This is a genomic window from Acidipropionibacterium timonense (assembly GCF_900605005.1).
In the GTDB taxonomy this organism is placed as follows: domain Bacteria; phylum Actinomycetota; class Actinomycetes; order Propionibacteriales; family Propionibacteriaceae; genus Cutibacterium; species Cutibacterium timonense.
In genome coordinates this window covers 1459672-1475309 of sequence record NZ_LR027558.1, presented here as the reverse complement: position 1 = coordinate 1475309, position 15638 = coordinate 1459672, and the positions used below count along the sequence as shown (strand labels likewise).

Below are 15638 nucleotides of genomic sequence, written 5' to 3'. Positions count from 1 at the left end.
CATACTAGGGTTGAACCGATCCGGCGTCCGCCGGGTCGTCGTCCAAGGAGGTCGCAGGTGTCCGACTCGTCACCCGAGCCGCTGTTCCGCGTTCCCGCACCCGGCCGGGAGGCCGCCGAGGCCGCGGAGAACTCGATCGGGCCGACCGGCCGCCCACTTCCCGATCTGCCGGAGCCCACGTCGGTCGCCGACGGGCCCAAGCACGCCGTCGTCATTTCAATGTGTAACCAGAAGGGCGGCGTCGGCAAGACGACGACGACCATCAACCTCGGTGCCTCCCTCGTGGAGTTCGGTCGCAAGGTGCTGCTCGTCGACTTCGACCCGCAGGGCTCCCTGTCGGTGGGCCTCGGCGTCAACCCGCACACCCTGGAGAAGTCGATCTACACGCTGCTCATGTCGCGCCGTGACGACGTCCACGACGTCATCCAGGACACGACCGTCGAGGGTCTCGACCTGTTGCCGGCCAACATCGACCTGTCCGCCGCCGAGGTGCAGCTCGTCAGCGAGGTGGCCCGGGAGCAGACCCTCAAGCGGGTCATCGACAAGGTTCGCGGCGACTACGACGTCATCCTCATCGACTGCGCGCCATCCCTGGGTCTGCTGACCATCAACGCGCTCACGGCGTCCGACTACGTCATCATGCCGCTGGAGTGTGAGTTCTTCGCCCTGCGCGGCATCGCCCTGCTCACCGACACCATCGAGAAGGTGCAGGACCGGCTCAACCCGGACCTCGAGATCCTCGGCATCCTCGGCACGATGTTCGACCCGCGCACCCTCCATGCCCGCGAGGTCATGGAGCGGGTGGTCCAGGCCTTCGGCGAGGTCGTCTTCCACACCGTCATCAAGCGCACCATCAAGTTCCCCGAGACGACCGTGGCCGGCGAGCCCATCACGACCTATGCGCCGAGCTCCCCGGGGGCCGACGCCTACCGTGAGCTCGCCAAGGAGGTGCTGTACCGGTGTCGACGCGGCGCGTGAGCCTGCCGGGGGCCTCCGAGCTCTTCCGATCGACCGCCGAGGTCGAGCAGGCCACCAGTGAGGATGACGCCGGGGTGGCCCGGGGACAACGTCGACGCCGCAGCTCGGCATCCCCGAGGAAGTCCGACGCCGGCGAGGCGACCCGCCGTGGCACCGGACGGGTGCGTCACGACGAGAAGATCACGGTCTATGTGAGCACCGAGGAGCTCCTGGCCCTGGAGAACGCCAGGCTCCGGCTGCGCGCCCGGGGGATCGCCGCCGACCGCGGACGGATCGTCCGCGAGGCGATCGCCATCGTCCTGGCCGACCTCGACCAGCGTGACGGCGAGTCCGCCCTGGCATCCCGGCTCGCGACCTGACGGCGTCACCCACGCCGACCCGACACAGCACGTTCCACACAGCACGACTTGAGACAGGCGACCGACCCCATGTGTCGCAGGGAGGACACCCCATGACCGAGAACACCGAGGGAATCCGGTTGCAGAAGGTCCTGGCCCAGGCCGGGTTGGCCTCCCGGCGTGCCGCCGAGGAGATGATCGCCGACGGCCGGGTCGAGGTCAACGGAGAACTCGTCGTCGAGCAGGGACGCCGCGTCGACCCCGAGCGCGACGAGATCCGCGTCGACGGATCGCGCATCCCCACCGCCCGACGGCACGTGTACTACGTGCTCAACAAGCCACGCGGCGTCGTCTCGACGATGGACGATCCCGAGGGCCGGCCCTGCCTGTCCGATCTCGAGGGGGTCCCGCGAGGCATCCGCCTGTTCCACGTCGGGCGGCTCGACACCGAGACCGAGGGTCTCATCATCCTCACCAACGACGGGGAGTTCGCCAACCGGCTCACGCATCCGTCGTACAAGGTGCTCAAGACCTATCTGGCGGACGTCGAGGGTCGCGTCGACCTCAGGGTCGTCAAGCGGCTCCAGCGCGGCATCACCCTCGACGACGGACCTGTGCGTCCCGATGAGGTTCGGCTCGTCCAGGCGACCGACGAGCACTCGCTGGTGGAGGTGCGCATCCACGAGGGCCGCAATCGCATCGTGCGACGGATGATGGACTCGGTGGCCCACCCGGTGCGTCGGCTCTCGCGCACGGCCATCGGTCCGGTGCACGTCGGCAAGCTCGGGTTGGGCGACATGCGCGAGCTGAGCCGTGAGGAACTCGGGTCGCTCTACGACATCGTCGGGCTGTGAGCCCGCAGTTCCCGGCGAGGTCGCCACAGCGGGTGGATCTCATCGTCCGGTAACCTGCCAGTCGTGATGCTTGACTTCTCCCGCCAGTCCGGACGCCGTACGGCCCGTGTGGCTGCGGCCCTCGCCGTCGCCACCCTCGCCCTGAGCGCCTGCGGATCCAACCAGTCCACGACGCACTCCTCCGCCACGCCGACGCCGAGCGCCTCGGCCAGCGCGAGCATGTCCGCGTCGCCCTCCGTGTCGCCCTCGGCCTCGGCCACGCCGACGAAGGCGGCGAAGGTCATCACCTCCCTCGATGCCATCACCGTCAAGGGTGACGCCGGCAAGCAGCCGACCGTGACGGCGGCCTGGCCCATCGCCATCGCCAAGACCCAGTCGAAGGTGCTCAAGGCCGGCTCGGGCCGTCAGGTCGCCAGCGGCAGCACCCTGTCGATCAACTACGTCGGCATCGACGCGCGTACCGGCAAGACCTTCGACAGCTCGTTCAGCCGTGGCCAGGCCGCGACCTTCTCGCTGAGCCAGGTCATCGCCGGGTTCCAGAAGGGCTTGGTCGGCCACAAGGTCGGCGATCGCGTGCTCGTCATGATGCCCGGCTCCGACGGCTACGACTCGAGCGGCGGCAACGCCCAGGCCGGCATCCTCAAGGGCGACTCGCTCATCTTCGTCGTCGACATCCTCGACGTCGCCTACACCGAGGCCAGCGGCACCACCGTGACGCCCGCCGCGGGCCTGCCGAAGGTGACGATGAAGGACGGCGTCCCGCAGCTGACGATCGGCAAGGCGACCAAGCCGAGCACACTCGTCGTGCAGCCCCTCATCAAGGGGTCGGGCGCCAAGGTGACCGCCACCGACACGCTCCTCGTCAAGTACCGCTCGTGGGCATGGTCCACCGGCAAGGTCATCGACGAGGGCTACACCTCCGCAGGGATCCAGGGGCAGTTGTCGTCGACGATCTCGGCATGGAAGAAGGGCCTGGTCGGCCAGACCGTCGGGTCGCGGGTGCTCCTCATCGCCCCGCCGAGCGAGGCCTACCCCGACGGTGACCCGTCGGCGTCGATCAGCAAGGGCGAGACCCTCGTCTACGTCATCGACATCCTCATGGCGACGAAGACCTCCTGAGGCACCCAGTCGCTCCACCATCCCGGTGAGCCGTCGAGGGGCCCTGCGTCGAGTGGACGCGGGGCCCCCGGCGCACTCGAAGCGGGGGGAGGGCTCGCGAGGGGGCCGCTCGGACTGGGTGGCTCGAGGGCCCGGGCGAGATCGTCGCACAGCAGCTCGTGAGGGTCGGTGACCTCCGGCAACCCGAGGGAGCGGCTGAGCAGGGCGACGACCCTCGCCGGCGGCCAGCCGGCGGCGGCGAGGTCATCGAGTCCGCCGGCCCCGGCCGATTTCGACAGGCGGTCGCCGCCGGGCGCCTCGACCAGCCCGCAATGGGCGTAGACCGGCTCGCGGTACCCGAGCAGGCTGGCCAGGTGGGCCTGACGCGGTGCGGACGGCCACAGGTCCCGCGCCCGGACGACCTGATCGACCCCCTGGAGCCCGTCATCGACGACGACGGCGAGGTTGTACGCCGGAGTGCCGTCATTGCGACGCAGGACGACGTCGTCCACGCCCCCGGTGCAGGAACCGCGGGCGAGGTCGGTGACCGTCCACGAGTCGACGGTGCTCGCCAGGCGGGTCGCCGGGGGACGGTGACCGGCGCGCTCGGCACGGGCGGCGTCGGACAGGTCGCGGCAGGTGCCGGGGTAGGGACGCCAGTCGGCGAGGCCGTTGGGGGCCTGGGAGGCAGCGGCGATCTCCTTGCGGGTGCAGAAGCACGGGTAGGTGGGCAGGGAGGCGATGGCGTCGGCGTAGAGGTCGAGGCGCTGCGACTGGCGGACGACCGGGCCGTCCCAGTCGAGCCCGAGGCGATCCAGGTCGCGCAGCTGCTGGTCTGCCAGGCCTCGGGCCGCCGCCACGCGCTGCTGGTCGAGGTCCTCGATGCGCACGATGAACCGGCGTCCCGTCGCGCGGGCGAGCAACCAGGCCGCCAGGGCGGTACGCAGGTTGCCCAGGTGCAGGTGGGAGGTCGGTGAGGGTGCGAACCTCCCGGCACCTTGCTGGGGCGGCAGGTCGGTCATGAAGACAAGCGTAGGGTGACGACTCGATCATGGGTCACCCTGTTACATGTAGCACTGGGGTCATGACGGTCCAGGAACGCGTGAGAGATCACCGCCGTCGCATGCGTGCGCGCGGGTACCGCTTGGTGCAGATCTGGGTGCCGGATGTGCGCACGCCTGGGTTCGTCGACGAGGCTCACCGGCAGAGCGAACTCATGGCTGTCAATGATCAGGAGACCGACGATGAGGATTTCGTCGAGGCAATCTCGGCGGACTGGGGCCAGGAGTGAAACGCGGCGAGGTGTGGACCGTGGCCGGTGGGGTCCACTCGACGAAGCCGCGGCCTGCTCTCATCGTGCAGGACGACGTGTTCGACGCGACAGACTCGGTGACCGTGGTTCCCTTCACTTTGCACGTGGTGGACAGCCCCCTCATGAGGTTTCGGGTGGAACCCGGCGGGACGTCCGGCCTGGACCACTCGAGTGACCTCATGATCGACAGGATCACCACAGTCCGACGGAGCCACCTGGGTAGTCGTATCGGGCGCCTGACGAGTCAACAGATGGCCGACGTGAAACGACTCATGGCGGTGTTCCTCGGACTTGCGTCCTGAGGGAATGAGCCATTCGAGACTCAATGTCTTTCCAGCCTACTGAGGTGACACGAGGCTGCTACCTTGAGGTCATGAAGATCCACAAGGGAGTGACAGCTTCGATCACGGTCCTCATCGCCTTGGCAGGATGCGGCGGGTCGGGAAGCTCATCCACAGGTGCGGGTGCCACGACGCCCTCGCCCGCGATGTCCGCCACGTCCGCAGCCACGGGACAGTCGAGCTCCGTGGCGACGGCGTCCGCATCCGAGGACGACGCGTCTTCCATGACGGCGATGGCGGTTGCAAAGATGGTGGCGGCCAAGAAGCCTGGTTCCAAGATCGTCGAGTACACCGAGGACAATGATCCGAACAACCTTCTCGGCCGCCCCAACGGGTACACTGCGGCAGCCAACATCCAGTGGATTCCCGCTGAGTCCGGGGCTGGCGAGCTCGACGTGTCCAGGGGAGCATCGGTCGAACAGTGGGCGACGAACAAGGATGCGGTGCAGCGGGCGAAGTATCTTCAGACGATTTTCAAGAGTGCCCCGGCTTTCGGCAGCGAGTATTCGTTCGTCAAGGGGCCGATCCTGCTGCGAGTGACGGGTGCCATCAAGCCATCCCAGGCGAAGACCCTGAACGTCATTGACGGGGACATGGTCACCGCCGACTGACGCTCGATGGACCAGCGGGTGAGGGTCTAGGTGGGAGGTCCACCCCCCTCACTCGCTGGCGATCGCCCGCAGGATGTTCGTCCGGGCCGCCCGGTGCGCCGGCCACAGGGCGGCGAGGACACCGACGATTCCGGCAGCGACGACGAAGGCGACGAGTTGCAGCCACGGGACCGACAACTCGTCGATGCCCTGGGTGGCCATGAGCCGCTGCAGCACGACGCCGAACGCCGTCCCCAACCCGACCCCGACCACCGCACCGAGCAGGGCGATGACGACGGACTCGAGGGTGATCATCCGGCGCACCTGGGGTCGGGTGAGGGCGATGGCCCGCAACAGGCCGAGCTCCCGCGTGCGCTCGATGATGCTCAACCCCAGGGTGTTGACGATGCCGAGCACCGCGATGACGATGCTCAGTCCGAGCAGGGCGTAGAGCAGCGCCATGGTCCGGTTGACGTTGACGAGGATCTGGTCGGTGTACTGGCCGACGTCCATGACGCTCACCAGTGGCATGTCAGCCAGCGCGGCGTCGAGGGCCTTGCGGGCCTCGTCGTGGTTGGAACCCGGCTTGAGGTAGATCGACAGGAAGTTGTCGGTCGCCCCCAGACCCACCGAGGTGAGGGTCGTGGTCGAGACCCACATGTCGGCGATGGCCTGTCCCTTGCCGGTCGTGTAGATGCCGACGACCGTGAAGCTCATGGGCCGCTGTGCCTCGACCGACCACAACCGGTAGGTCGAACCCACCGACAGGTGGTTCTCGGTGGCCGCCTTGTCCTCGACGATCATCTCCCCGTCGGCCCGGAACATGCGCCCCTTCGTCATGGTCTGCGGGAACATCCGGTCCAGGGATGAGGCGTCCATACCGGCGATGCGACGGACATGGCGCCCCATCGGGTCGGTGAAGTACTCCTTGGGCGGGGTGCCCGAGCCCGCCGGGATCTCGAGCATCGACGCGACCTTCATGGTGTGGACGTCCTTGACCTGGGGGACGGCGGCCACCTTGGTGCGGACCTGATCGGGGAACTCCTGGAACCCCTGGCGTCCGACCATGAAGTCACCCCGGACGGTGTCGGTGACCTGGGTGGTCACCGAGCGCGTCGAGGAGGCGCCGAACACGGCCATGAGCGACACCAGGGTGAGCCCGACCATGAGCGCCGAGGCGGTCGCCGCCGTGCGACGGGGCTGGCGGATCGAGTTGAGTTCGGCCAGCTTCCCGAGCTCGCCGAAGGCCGCCCGGTACACCTTGCCGACGACCCAGATGACCGGACGGCCGAGCAGCGGGGAGGCCAGGGCGACGCCGATCATCGTCAGGGCCATGCCCGCCCCCGCCCAGGCGACGCGTTTGGGGACGACGTCGAGGACGCCCAGGACGATCCCGGCGACGCCGACCGCGGCCATGACGACGCCGACGACGGCACGCTTGCCCAACCCGACCTCGGATTCCGTCCGGGCCGAGGTCATGGCCTGCACCGGCGAGATCCGGGTGGCCCGGGCTGCCGGCAGCAGGGCCGCGATGACAGTGACGAGGATGCCGGTGACCAGCGACGCGATGACCGCCTTGAGGCCCAGGGTGATCGTCGACTGCCCGATGTCCCAGCCGGTTGCGGCCATGATCGCCTTGATGGCGACGGCCAGGCCGAGACCACCGAACAGGCCGACGACGGACCCCACGGCGCCGACGACGAGGGCCTCGACGAGGACCGTGGCCCTGATCTGTGCGCGGCTGGCGCCCATGGCCCGGTACAGCGCCAACTCCGAGGAGCGCTGGGCGACGAGGATGGTGAAGGTGTTGACGATGAGGAAGCTCGCCACGAGCAGCGAGATCCCGGCGAAGACGAGGAGGAAGATGTCGACGAAGCCCAGGGCCTTGCCGATCGCAGTGATCTGTTCATCGGCGATGACCTTGCCGTCCTTGGCCTGATACCCCTTGGGCACGACCTTCTGGACGGCCTTGGCGATCGTCGACCGGTCGGCTCCCGGTTCGGCCAGGATCGAGATGCGGGTGAACGCGTCGTGGCCCTCGAGGAAGAGCTCCTGGGCCCGGTGGGTGGTGAAGAAGACATAGCTGGCGCCGGCCGATCCGCCCTGGCCGATCGTCGCGGTGCCGACGAGCGTGGCCTGCACGGTGCCGGCCCTGCTCGTGATGACCTTGACCTTGTCGCCGATCCGATGACCCGACGTGTCGAGGGTCTCGGGATCGACGGCGACCTCGTCGTCGTTGCGCGGCTCCCGGCCTGACACGACGTGGATCCCCTGCTGGCCGCCGAGGGCCGGCATCGTCTGCCAGCTGAAGCCCAGCTGTGGCGGTCCGAAACTCGTGATGGCCTTGCCGTTGCGGCCGATGAGGACGGTGCCCGTCTCGGCGAGGCTGCCCTGGGCGTCCTTGACGCCCGCCACCCGGCGGACCTTGTCGACGACCTCCTGGGTCAGCGGGTACCGGTTCGTCGTCTCACCCTGGACGGCCTCGTCGGTGTTCTTGGTGACCTCGACGTCGGAGACCGAGCCCGAGACGATGGAGTTGAAGGTGGATCGGAGCATGTCGCCGAAGACGAAGGACCCGGAGACGAAGGCGACTCCCAGGACGATGGCCAGGGTCGACATGAACAGCCGCAGCTTGCGGCTCCACAGGGAGGTGAAGGTGGCCTTCCACATGGTCGCTCAGGCCTTCTCGGCGCGGCGGGCGACCGATGCGGCCGCGGAACCGGGACGAGGGGAGTCATCGGCGTGACGCGGCGCGGCGGGCGCCTCGCGCTCCGGACCGTTCTTCCTCTCGGTGGCGCTGGCGTGCCCGGCTCGGCGCGGGTCGAGCCGGGCCATCGTCTCGAGGACCCGGTCATGGGTGGGGTCGACGATGTCCTCGACGATCCGCCCGTCGGCCAGGAAGAGAGCCCGGTCGGCGTACGACGCCGACACGGGATCGTGGGTGACCATGACGATCGTCTGGCCGAACTCGTCGACGGATCGGCGCAGGAAGCCGAGCACCTCGGCGGCGCTCGTCGAGTCGAGGTTCCCGGTCGGTTCGTCGGCGAAGATGATCTCGGGGCGTCCCACCAGCGCCCGGGCGCAGGCCACCCGCTGCTGCTGGCCCCCGGACAGCTCGGAGGGCTTGTGGCTGAGCCGGTCGGCCAGACCCACCGTCTCGATGACGGCGTCCCACCACTGGGGATCGGGCTTGCGCCCGGCGATGGCCAGGGGCAGGAGGATGTTCTCCCTGGCGGTGAGGGTCGGCACGAGGTTGAACTGCTGGAAGATGAACCCGACCCGTTCGCGTCGCAGCAGGGTCAACTTCTTGTCGGTGAGCATGGCGACGTCGGTCTCGCCGATGAGGGCCCGTCCCGAGGTCGGGCGGTCGAGCCCGGCCATGCAGTGCATGAGCGTCGACTTGCCCGAGCCCGAGGGGCCCATGACGGCGGTGAGCGCGCTCGCCTCGACGCGTACGGTGACGTCGTCGAGGGCCTTAACGACGGCATCACCTGTTCCATAGGTCTTGACGAGATGATCGGCGGCAGCGGCGGTCGGCGCCATGGCGTACTCCTGGATCGGACGAGGGGTGGATCGAGCAGGCAACTGTTGTGACGTCACGGCACACTCTAGGATCAAGAGTGTCCATGCTCGGTGTTGCGCCGGTGGGAGTGCCGAGGTATCCTGCGCGCCGCGCTGGAACGGAGAGGTGACCATGTCAGCGAAGCGTTCGGAGCGTCTCGTCAACCTCGTCATCGCCCTGCTCGTCACCGACCGTCCGCTCACGAGGTCCACCCTTCGCCAGACCATCGAGGACTACCGGCAGGGCTCCGACGACGCCTTCAAGAGGTCCTTCGAGCGGGACAAGGAAGAGCTGCGTCGGCTCGGCATCGACATCCGGACCGTGCCCCTGGACACCCTCGCCGGTGCCGAGGTGGGGTACCGGATTCCACGCCATGAGTTCGAGCTGCCCGCCGTGCAGTTCACCCAGCCCGAGGCCGACGCCCTGGGGATGGCCGCCCGGGTGTGGCGTGAGAGCGTCCTCGACGAGTCCTCGACCGCTGCCCTGGCCAAACTCAGGGCGGCAGGGGTCGACCCCGACACCGAGGCCGGCCTGCCGACCCAGGTGTCCTCCGGGGCCGACGAGGCCGGCTTCGAGGAGCTCTGGGGGGCCAGCCTGGCAGGAGCGCCCGTCGAGTTCACGTACCGTGAGGAGCGGGTGCGGCACGTCGACCCGTGGCGGCTGGTCCTGCGGCGTGGACACTGGTACCTGCTCGGGCGCGACCGTGATGCCGACGAGCCTCGGGTCTTCCGGCTCTCACGCATCACCTCGTCGGTGCGGACGACGGGCGAGCCCGGCACGGTCAGCCGTCCCGACCCGGCCCTCGTGGCCGATCATCTGCGACGCCTCGAGCCGCCGCCCAGCCCGCCCGTCGAGGCCACCCTGGCGGTGCGCGAGGGCACGAGGATGCCGGGCGTCACGCTCGAACCCGTCGACCCTGGCTCGGCACCCCACCGAGGGGACGACCTGCTCCGGGGCGGCCCAGGGGCGATGGCGCCGGTGGACGGACCAGCCCCGGACCCCTCCCGGTCGGGCGATGCGGGTCGCCCGTCCCGGGTGGTCGTCAGGGCGACCTGCGCGGGCGTCGAGGAGCTGGCCACGGCCGTCCTGCGCGCCGGGGGAGACGCCCTCGTGCTCGGCCCGGATGACGTCCGCGAGGAGATCGTCGCACGGATCCGCCGGGTGAGCCAGCTCGACTGGGTGCGGAGGGCGGCGTCATGACGCGGGGTCATTCCGATGTCAGCCGACTGCTCGCCCTCGTCCCGTACCTGAGGTCGCATCCCGGGGTGGCCGTGACCGAGGCCGCGAGGGTCTTCGACGTCCCGCCGTCCCGGATCGTCGCCGACCTGAGGATCCTGTGGATGTGTGGGCTGCCCGGCGGCCTGCCCGACGACCTCATCGACATCGACATGGACGCCGTCGATGCGGAGGGCACGATCACCCTCACCAATGCCGACGCCCTGCCCAGACCCATGAAGCTCACCCCGGACGAGGCCTGGTCGTTGCTGGCGGCCCTCCAGGTCGTCGCCGACCTCGCCGATCCGACAACCGCCGTCGCCGTGGCTTCGGCCCAGGAGAAACTGCGCGGGCTGGCCCCGGTCGGCGAGGGGGTCATCGAGGCCAGCGCCTCGGTGACGAGCGATCCACGGACCGAGTGGTTCGTCCGCTCCTGCCGGGAGCGACGCCGACTTGAGATACACCACCGTAGGCAGGACGCCGCCGAGGCGACCCAGCAGGTCGTCGATCCGGCGCGGGTGGAGGTCCGCGACGGCCGGCAGTACCTCGTCGGCTGGTCGACGGCGCGCAGGGACTGGCGCACCTGGCGTCTGGACCGGATCGTCGACGCCCGGCAGATCGGCCCCGCCGCCAGCCACGGGCGGCCGCCCGAGCACCTCGAGTGGTTCGGTGACGTGCCCGCCGACGACGAGGTGACCCTGCTGCTCACCCCACGGTCGGGCTGGGTGGGTGAGTACCACCCGACCCGGACGGTGGAACGGGTGCCCCGGGGATGGCGGATGACCTTCGCGGTTGCGAGTCGACGGTGGCTCGCCGACCTCCTCGTCGCCCTCGGCCCCGACGTCCTCGCCGTCGACCCTCCGGAGGCGGCCGCCGACGCCGCGAGGCTCGTCCGTGGGGCGTGTCAGGTCCACGGGGTCGATCCTGTCGACCAGGGCGCGAGCGGGACCTGAGATGTGGCTCTGGATGCTGCTCGCGGCGCTGCTCGGCGCCCTGGCCCTCACCGTCCTGGGGGCGTGGTACCTCTGGCGGCGCACCAGAGCTCTCCTGGATGCTCTGAGCAGCCTCACAGGCAGGCTTGACGAGCTCGGACGGCTCCTCGACGAGCTCGACCTGGACGGCCTCGACACCCCGGGAGCCTCTGGTGTGCCGTGGTAGCCTGAACGCCGATCCACACCGATCGCGACCGCCGGTCGATCGATCGGGATCCCGTGAAAGGACCAAGGCCCATGACCGCCCAGCTCCTGCTCATCCCCACCGAGATGGGCATCCTCATCCTCCTCATCGTCGCCGTCCTGCTCTTCGGCGGTTCCCGGCTCGCCGGCGTCGGCAAGGGTGCCGGTCGCGCCATCCGTGAGTTCAAGGAGGAGACGGCCGGCCTCAACAGCAAGGACGCCGAGAAGAAGACCGAGGACGGCCCCACCGACGAGGGCACCTCCTCGGCCAACTGAGTCGAGGACGAGGCGACCCCATGAGCGTCCAGGCCGAGGACCATCGGCGATTCGCACGGTTCCGTCCTCCCCAGGCGGGGGAGGGCGGCACCATGTCGCTCGTCGACCACTTCCGCGAGCTCAGGTATCGCCTCGTCGTCTCGATCTTGGCGATCGTCGTCACCTCCTCGGTGGCGTTCGTCTTCTACCGGCCGCTGGTGCAGCTCGTCATGTGGCCGTACCAACTGGCCAGTGAGGCCATCAAGGCCAAGAACCCCACAGCCCAGCTGCAGGTCGTCAACACCGGTGTCGTCGCCCCGTTCCTGCTCAACCTGCGGATCGCCATGGTGGCCGGGCTCATCGCCGCCTGCCCCATCTGGCTCTACGAGATCTGGGCCTTCATCGTCCCCGGTCTTCTTGACAAGGAGAAGAAGTGGGCGATCCGCTTCGTCGGCGCGTCCGTCCCGCTGTTCCTGCTCGGCGCCGGTCTCGGCTACTGGGTGTTGCCCAAGGGCATCTCCATGATGCTCAACTTCACCCCTCACGGGATGGGCATCACCAACCTGCTCGACATGAACGCCTTCCTGGCGCTCGAGCTGCGCATCATCCTCCTCTTCGGGGTGTGCTTCCTCCTACCGGTCTTCCTCGTCCTGCTCAATCTCGTCCACGTCGTGTCGTCGTCGCAGCTCGCCGCGGCACGCAAGTGGGCGATCTTCGGCTTCTTCGTCATCGGCGCCTTCGCGAACCCCTCGGGTGACCCCATCTCGATGTGTGCCCTGGCCGTCCCCATGGCGCTCATGTACGTCATCGCCGAGTTCATCTGCCGCGCCAACGAGAAGCGGCACCCGGTCGACGAGTTCGGCATCGACCGCGACGAGTTCAACATCAAGGTCGACTGAGGTCGACGGCGTCCTGGCGGCCGTCCGCGGCGGGCACGGATATCGTGGAGGACATGGACGCCACCTCCTTCGGCAGGTTCGCCGCCACCTACTCGTTCGACCTGGACGACTACCAGCAGGAGGCCTGCGCCGCCCTCGACGAGGGAGCCGGGGTGCTCGTCGCGGCACCCACCGGCGCGGGGAAGACGGTCGTCGGGGAGTACGCCACCTTCCTGGCCTTCGAGACCGGCCGCAAGTGCTTCTACACGACGCCGATCAAGGCCCTGTCGAACCAGAAGTTCCACGACCTCGTCGAGCGCTACGGCCCCGGCGAGGTGGGCCTGCTTACCGGCGACGTCTCGATCAATCCGCAGGCACCGCTCGTCGTCATGACGACCGAGGTGCTGCGCAACATGATCTACGCCCAGTCCTCGACCCTGTCGGGGCTCGGCTGGGTCGTCATGGACGAGGTGCACTACCTGGCCGACCGCTTCCGTGGCCCCGTGTGGGAGGAGGTCATCCTCGGCCTGGCCCCGGACGTCACCCTCGTGTGCCTGTCGGCGACCGTCTCGAACGCCGAGGAGTTCGGCGAATGGCTCGACGAGGTGCGTGGGGACGTGCGCGTCGTCGTCTCCGAACGCCGTCCGGTGCCGCTGGACCAGCACATCGTCGCCCGACGAGGACTCATCGATCTGTTCGACGGCGGTGGCCGTGACGTCAATCCCGAGCTCGTGCGGCTGGCCCGTGAGGAGGCCAGGTACCAGCGCGACGACTCCCGACGTCCTCGTGGACGCAGCGGTCGTGGTCGTCGCACCGTCACCTACGGGACGGGACGGTTCGGCGGTGCCTCCGCCCGACGCGGGGACCGGGGACGCGGTGTCGACCGCGACGCGCCCCGCAACAGCCCCAGCCGGGTCCAGGTCGTCCGGTCGTTGCAGCGGGCCAACCTCCTGCCGGCCATCATCTTCGTCTTCTCCCGGGTGGGGTGCGACGCCGCCGTGTCCCAGCTGGCCGGCACGGATCTGGTGCTCACCACTCCGCAGGAGGCGGTGCAGGTGCGGCGGATCGCCGACCGTCATGGCGAGTCGCTCACCGAGGAGGAGCGTCGGGCGCTGCACTGGGAGACCTTCGTCGCCCATCTGGAGGCCGGGCTGGCCTCGCACCACGCGGGCCTGTTGCCGGTGCAGAAGGCCGTCGTCGAGGAGGCCTTCGGCCAGGGGTTGCTCAAGGTGGTCGTAGCCACCGAGACCCTGGCCCTGGGCATCAACATGCCGGCACGCACCGTCGTCCTCGAGAAGCTCGTCAAGTACAACGGGCAGACCCACGCCGACATCACCCCCGGTGAGTACACCCAGCTCACCGGGCGGGCCGGACGTCGGGGCATCGACACCCTGGGACACGCCGTCGTGTGTTGGCAGCCGGGCATGGATCCGCGCGCCGTCGCCGGCCTGGCCTCGACCCGCACCTACCCGCTCAACTCGGCCTTCGTCCCCACGTACAACATGGCCGTCAACCTCGTGGCCACCCTCGGCCGGGAGCGGGCGGGTGAGCTCCTCGAGCGGTCCTTCGCCCAGTTCCAGACCGATCGGCGGCTCGGTGTCGTGCCCGCGCGCAACCGCGAGGACGAGCAGGCCATCACCGATTACCTCGAGGCCGCCCGGTGTGACCTCGGCGACTTCGAGCAGTACGCCGGGCTGCGCGAGGAGGTCTCCCGGCTCGAGGCCGAGCAGGCCAGGACGAGACGCGGTATCGGCGAGGAGGAGATCGTCGACTCCCTGTCGGCCCTCGACCCGGGCGACGTCGTCCACGTGCCGGCCGGCCGATACGAGGGCTGGGCGGTCGTCGTGGACCCGGGCACTCGCGGCCGACGCCGCGACGGGCGACGCCCCAGCCCCCTCGTCCTCACCGCGACGCGGGCCGTCGTCAAGCTCGGGCCCGACGACCTCGACGCGCCCCTGCACCGGATGGCCGGGGTCCGGGTGCCGGCCCACTTCCACCCCGGCGACGCCGGATCACGCCGGGCCCTGGGGCAGGCCCTCGACCGGGCGGTCGCCAACCTCGAGGCTCCGGCTCCTTCCCGTCGTCACCAGGGCGAGATCGACGCCGAGCTCGCCGACCGGATCGCCCGGTTGCGCGCCGAGATCCGCAGCCACCCCTGCCACGCCTGCCCCGACCGTGAGACCCATGCCCGCTTCGCCGAACGCGCCATGAGGCTGAGGAGGACCCGCGACGAGGCCCTGGAGAAGGCTCGACGTCGGTCGGCGTCGATCGCCACGAGGTTCGAGCGGATCTGCCTGGTCCTCGAGGCCCTGGGCTACCTCGGCCCGGACGGGCGCACCGTGACCGACCAGGGACGCATCCTCTCGCGGGTGTACAGCGAACTCGACCTCGTCGTCTGTGAGGCCGCCCGGGAGGGCGTCCTCGACGGGCTCGACGTCGCCGACCTCGCCGCGGTGCTCTCGACCGTCGTCCACGAGTCGCGACCCTCCGACCGGGGCCGACCGGTGCGGATGCCGACCCGAGCCTCGGAGCGCGCCGAGAGCGACCTGCGCGCCGTGCGGGCCCGGATCGGCCTGCTCGAGCGCGACCACCGGCTCGACCGCCCGCGCGACCTCGACATCGGCGTCGCCGAGGTCATCCACGCCTGGGCCAGCGGGGCCGGGCTCGACGTCGTCCTGTCCGACGGGATGAGCGCCGGTGACTTCGTACGGCAGGTACGTCAGGTGGCCGACCTGGCCGGTCAACTCAGCCGGGCCGGGGTGGGCGAGGACCTCGCCCAGACCTGTCGGAGGGTCGTCGGGGCCCTCCAGCGCGGGGTCGTCACGCTGGATCGGGACCAGGACTGACCTCCGACGCCGTACTGACGAAGCCGAGGACGAGTCCGTCGGGCGAGCGCACCGAGATCGTCCGCTCGGCGCCCCAGGCGGTGAGGTCGTCGGCGACCGTCCAGCCGGCGTCGACGAATCGGCCGGCGCGGGCCGGCGCGTCGTCGACCCGCAGCCACAGCGTCACCCGGCCGGGCCGGGGCGGACGACCGGGGGA

General features: G+C 69.6%; 17 protein-coding genes. 13 read left to right on the top strand and 4 right to left on the bottom strand.

The window, feature by feature from the left end; genetic code table 11:
- Positions 1 to 57 precede the first annotated feature (57 nt).
- The 4 genes from E0E30_RS06920 to E0E30_RS06905 all read left to right on the top strand — a co-directional run bounded on the left by E0E30_RS06920 (position 58) and on the right by E0E30_RS06905 (position 3289).
- Positions 58 to 978 (top strand): ParA family protein, encoded by a 921-nt coding sequence (locus E0E30_RS06920; RefSeq protein WP_130865676.1) that lies wholly within the window; start codon positions 58 to 60, stop codon positions 976 to 978.
- Positions 960 to 1337: a hypothetical protein gene (locus E0E30_RS06915; RefSeq protein WP_130865675.1), complete on the top strand. Its 378-nt coding sequence runs from the start codon at positions 960 to 962 to the stop codon at positions 1335 to 1337. Before E0E30_RS06920 ends, E0E30_RS06915 begins: the two co-directional genes overlap by 19 nt.
- A 92-nt stretch (positions 1338 to 1429) precedes the next feature.
- Positions 1430 to 2170: a pseudouridine synthase gene (locus E0E30_RS06910; protein WP_130865674.1), complete on the top strand. Its 741-nt coding sequence runs from the start codon at positions 1430 to 1432 to the stop codon at positions 2168 to 2170.
- A gap of 66 nt (positions 2171 to 2236) precedes the next feature.
- Positions 2237 to 3289, top strand: coding sequence for an FKBP-type peptidyl-prolyl cis-trans isomerase (locus E0E30_RS06905; RefSeq protein ID WP_130866792.1), 1053 nt, complete (start codon positions 2237 to 2239; stop codon positions 3287 to 3289).
- Here the strand turns inward: E0E30_RS06905 and gluQRS are convergent.
- Positions 3250 to 4290 carry a tRNA glutamyl-Q(34) synthetase GluQRS gene (gluQRS, locus tag E0E30_RS06900; RefSeq protein WP_130865673.1) on the bottom strand — a complete coding sequence of 347 codons (1041 nt, stop codon included), beginning with the start codon at positions 4288 to 4290 and terminating at the stop codon, positions 3250 to 3252. The two genes, E0E30_RS06905 and gluQRS, sit on opposite strands and share 40 nt — an antisense overlap.
- Before the next feature lie 62 nt (positions 4291 to 4352).
- On the opposite strand from gluQRS, the gene E0E30_RS06895 reads away from it, so the two are divergent.
- The 3 genes from E0E30_RS06895 (at position 4353) to E0E30_RS06885 (ending at position 5532) form a co-directional block, all read left to right on the top strand.
- Positions 4353 to 4559 carry an antitoxin MazE-like protein gene (locus tag E0E30_RS06895; protein WP_130865672.1) on the top strand — a complete coding sequence of 69 codons (207 nt, stop codon included), beginning with the start codon at positions 4353 to 4355 and terminating at the stop codon, positions 4557 to 4559.
- The gene (locus E0E30_RS13900) at positions 4556 to 4882 is read left to right on the top strand and encodes a type II toxin-antitoxin system PemK/MazF family toxin (RefSeq protein WP_130865671.1); all 327 of its coding nucleotides are present in this window, start codon (positions 4556 to 4558) and stop codon (positions 4880 to 4882) included. Before E0E30_RS06895 ends, E0E30_RS13900 begins: the two co-directional genes overlap by 4 nt.
- A 71-nt stretch (positions 4883 to 4953) precedes the next feature.
- Complete coding sequence (locus E0E30_RS06885; protein ID WP_130865670.1) at positions 4954 to 5532, top strand: hypothetical protein; 579 nt, start codon at positions 4954 to 4956, stop codon at positions 5530 to 5532.
- A 48-nt stretch (positions 5533 to 5580) separates the two neighbouring features.
- Here E0E30_RS06885 and E0E30_RS06880 read toward each other — a convergent pair whose 3' ends face one another.
- Both E0E30_RS06880 and E0E30_RS06875 read right to left on the bottom strand, forming a co-directional pair.
- A complete protein-coding gene (locus tag E0E30_RS06880; protein WP_130865669.1) occupies positions 5581 to 8181 on the bottom strand; it encodes an ABC transporter permease in 2601 nt (866 codons plus the stop codon).
- 6 nt (positions 8182 to 8187) lie between these two features.
- Positions 8188 to 9054 (bottom strand): ABC transporter ATP-binding protein, encoded by an 867-nt coding sequence (locus tag E0E30_RS06875; protein WP_245306535.1) that lies wholly within the window; start codon positions 9052 to 9054, stop codon positions 8188 to 8190.
- A gap of 151 nt (positions 9055 to 9205) precedes the next feature.
- On the opposite strand from E0E30_RS06875, the gene E0E30_RS06870 reads away from it, so the two are divergent.
- The 6 genes from E0E30_RS06870 (at position 9206) to E0E30_RS06845 (ending at position 15442) form a co-directional block, all read left to right on the top strand.
- Complete coding sequence (locus E0E30_RS06870) at positions 9206 to 10273, top strand: WYL domain-containing protein (protein WP_130865668.1); 1068 nt, start codon at positions 9206 to 9208, stop codon at positions 10271 to 10273.
- A complete protein-coding gene (locus tag E0E30_RS06865; protein WP_130865667.1) occupies positions 10270 to 11241 on the top strand; it encodes a helix-turn-helix transcriptional regulator in 972 nt (323 codons plus the stop codon). The genes E0E30_RS06870 and E0E30_RS06865 overlap by 4 nt, the downstream gene beginning before the upstream one ends.
- Before the next feature lies 1 nt (position 11242).
- On the top strand, positions 11243 to 11446 hold the full coding sequence (locus tag E0E30_RS06860) for a hypothetical protein (protein WP_130865666.1): 204 nt from the start codon (positions 11243 to 11245) through the stop codon (positions 11444 to 11446).
- A 71-nt stretch (positions 11447 to 11517) separates the two neighbouring features.
- On the top strand, positions 11518 to 11739 hold the full coding sequence (locus tag E0E30_RS06855; RefSeq protein ID WP_130865665.1) for a twin-arginine translocase TatA/TatE family subunit: 222 nt from the start codon (positions 11518 to 11520) through the stop codon (positions 11737 to 11739).
- A 20-nt stretch (positions 11740 to 11759) separates the two neighbouring features.
- On the top strand, positions 11760 to 12617 hold the full coding sequence (gene tatC, locus E0E30_RS06850; RefSeq protein WP_245306534.1) for a twin-arginine translocase subunit TatC: 858 nt from the start codon (positions 11760 to 11762) through the stop codon (positions 12615 to 12617).
- A 53-nt stretch (positions 12618 to 12670) separates the two neighbouring features.
- A complete protein-coding gene (locus tag E0E30_RS06845) occupies positions 12671 to 15442 on the top strand; it encodes a DEAD/DEAH box helicase (RefSeq protein WP_130865664.1) in 2772 nt (923 codons plus the stop codon).
- Here E0E30_RS06845 and E0E30_RS06840 read toward each other — a convergent pair.
- Entirely contained in the window at positions 15417 to 15608 is a 192-nt protein-coding gene (locus tag E0E30_RS06840) for a hypothetical protein (protein ID WP_130865663.1), read from the bottom strand. The two genes, E0E30_RS06845 and E0E30_RS06840, sit on opposite strands and share 26 nt — an antisense overlap.
- Positions 15609 to 15638 lie beyond the last annotated feature (30 nt).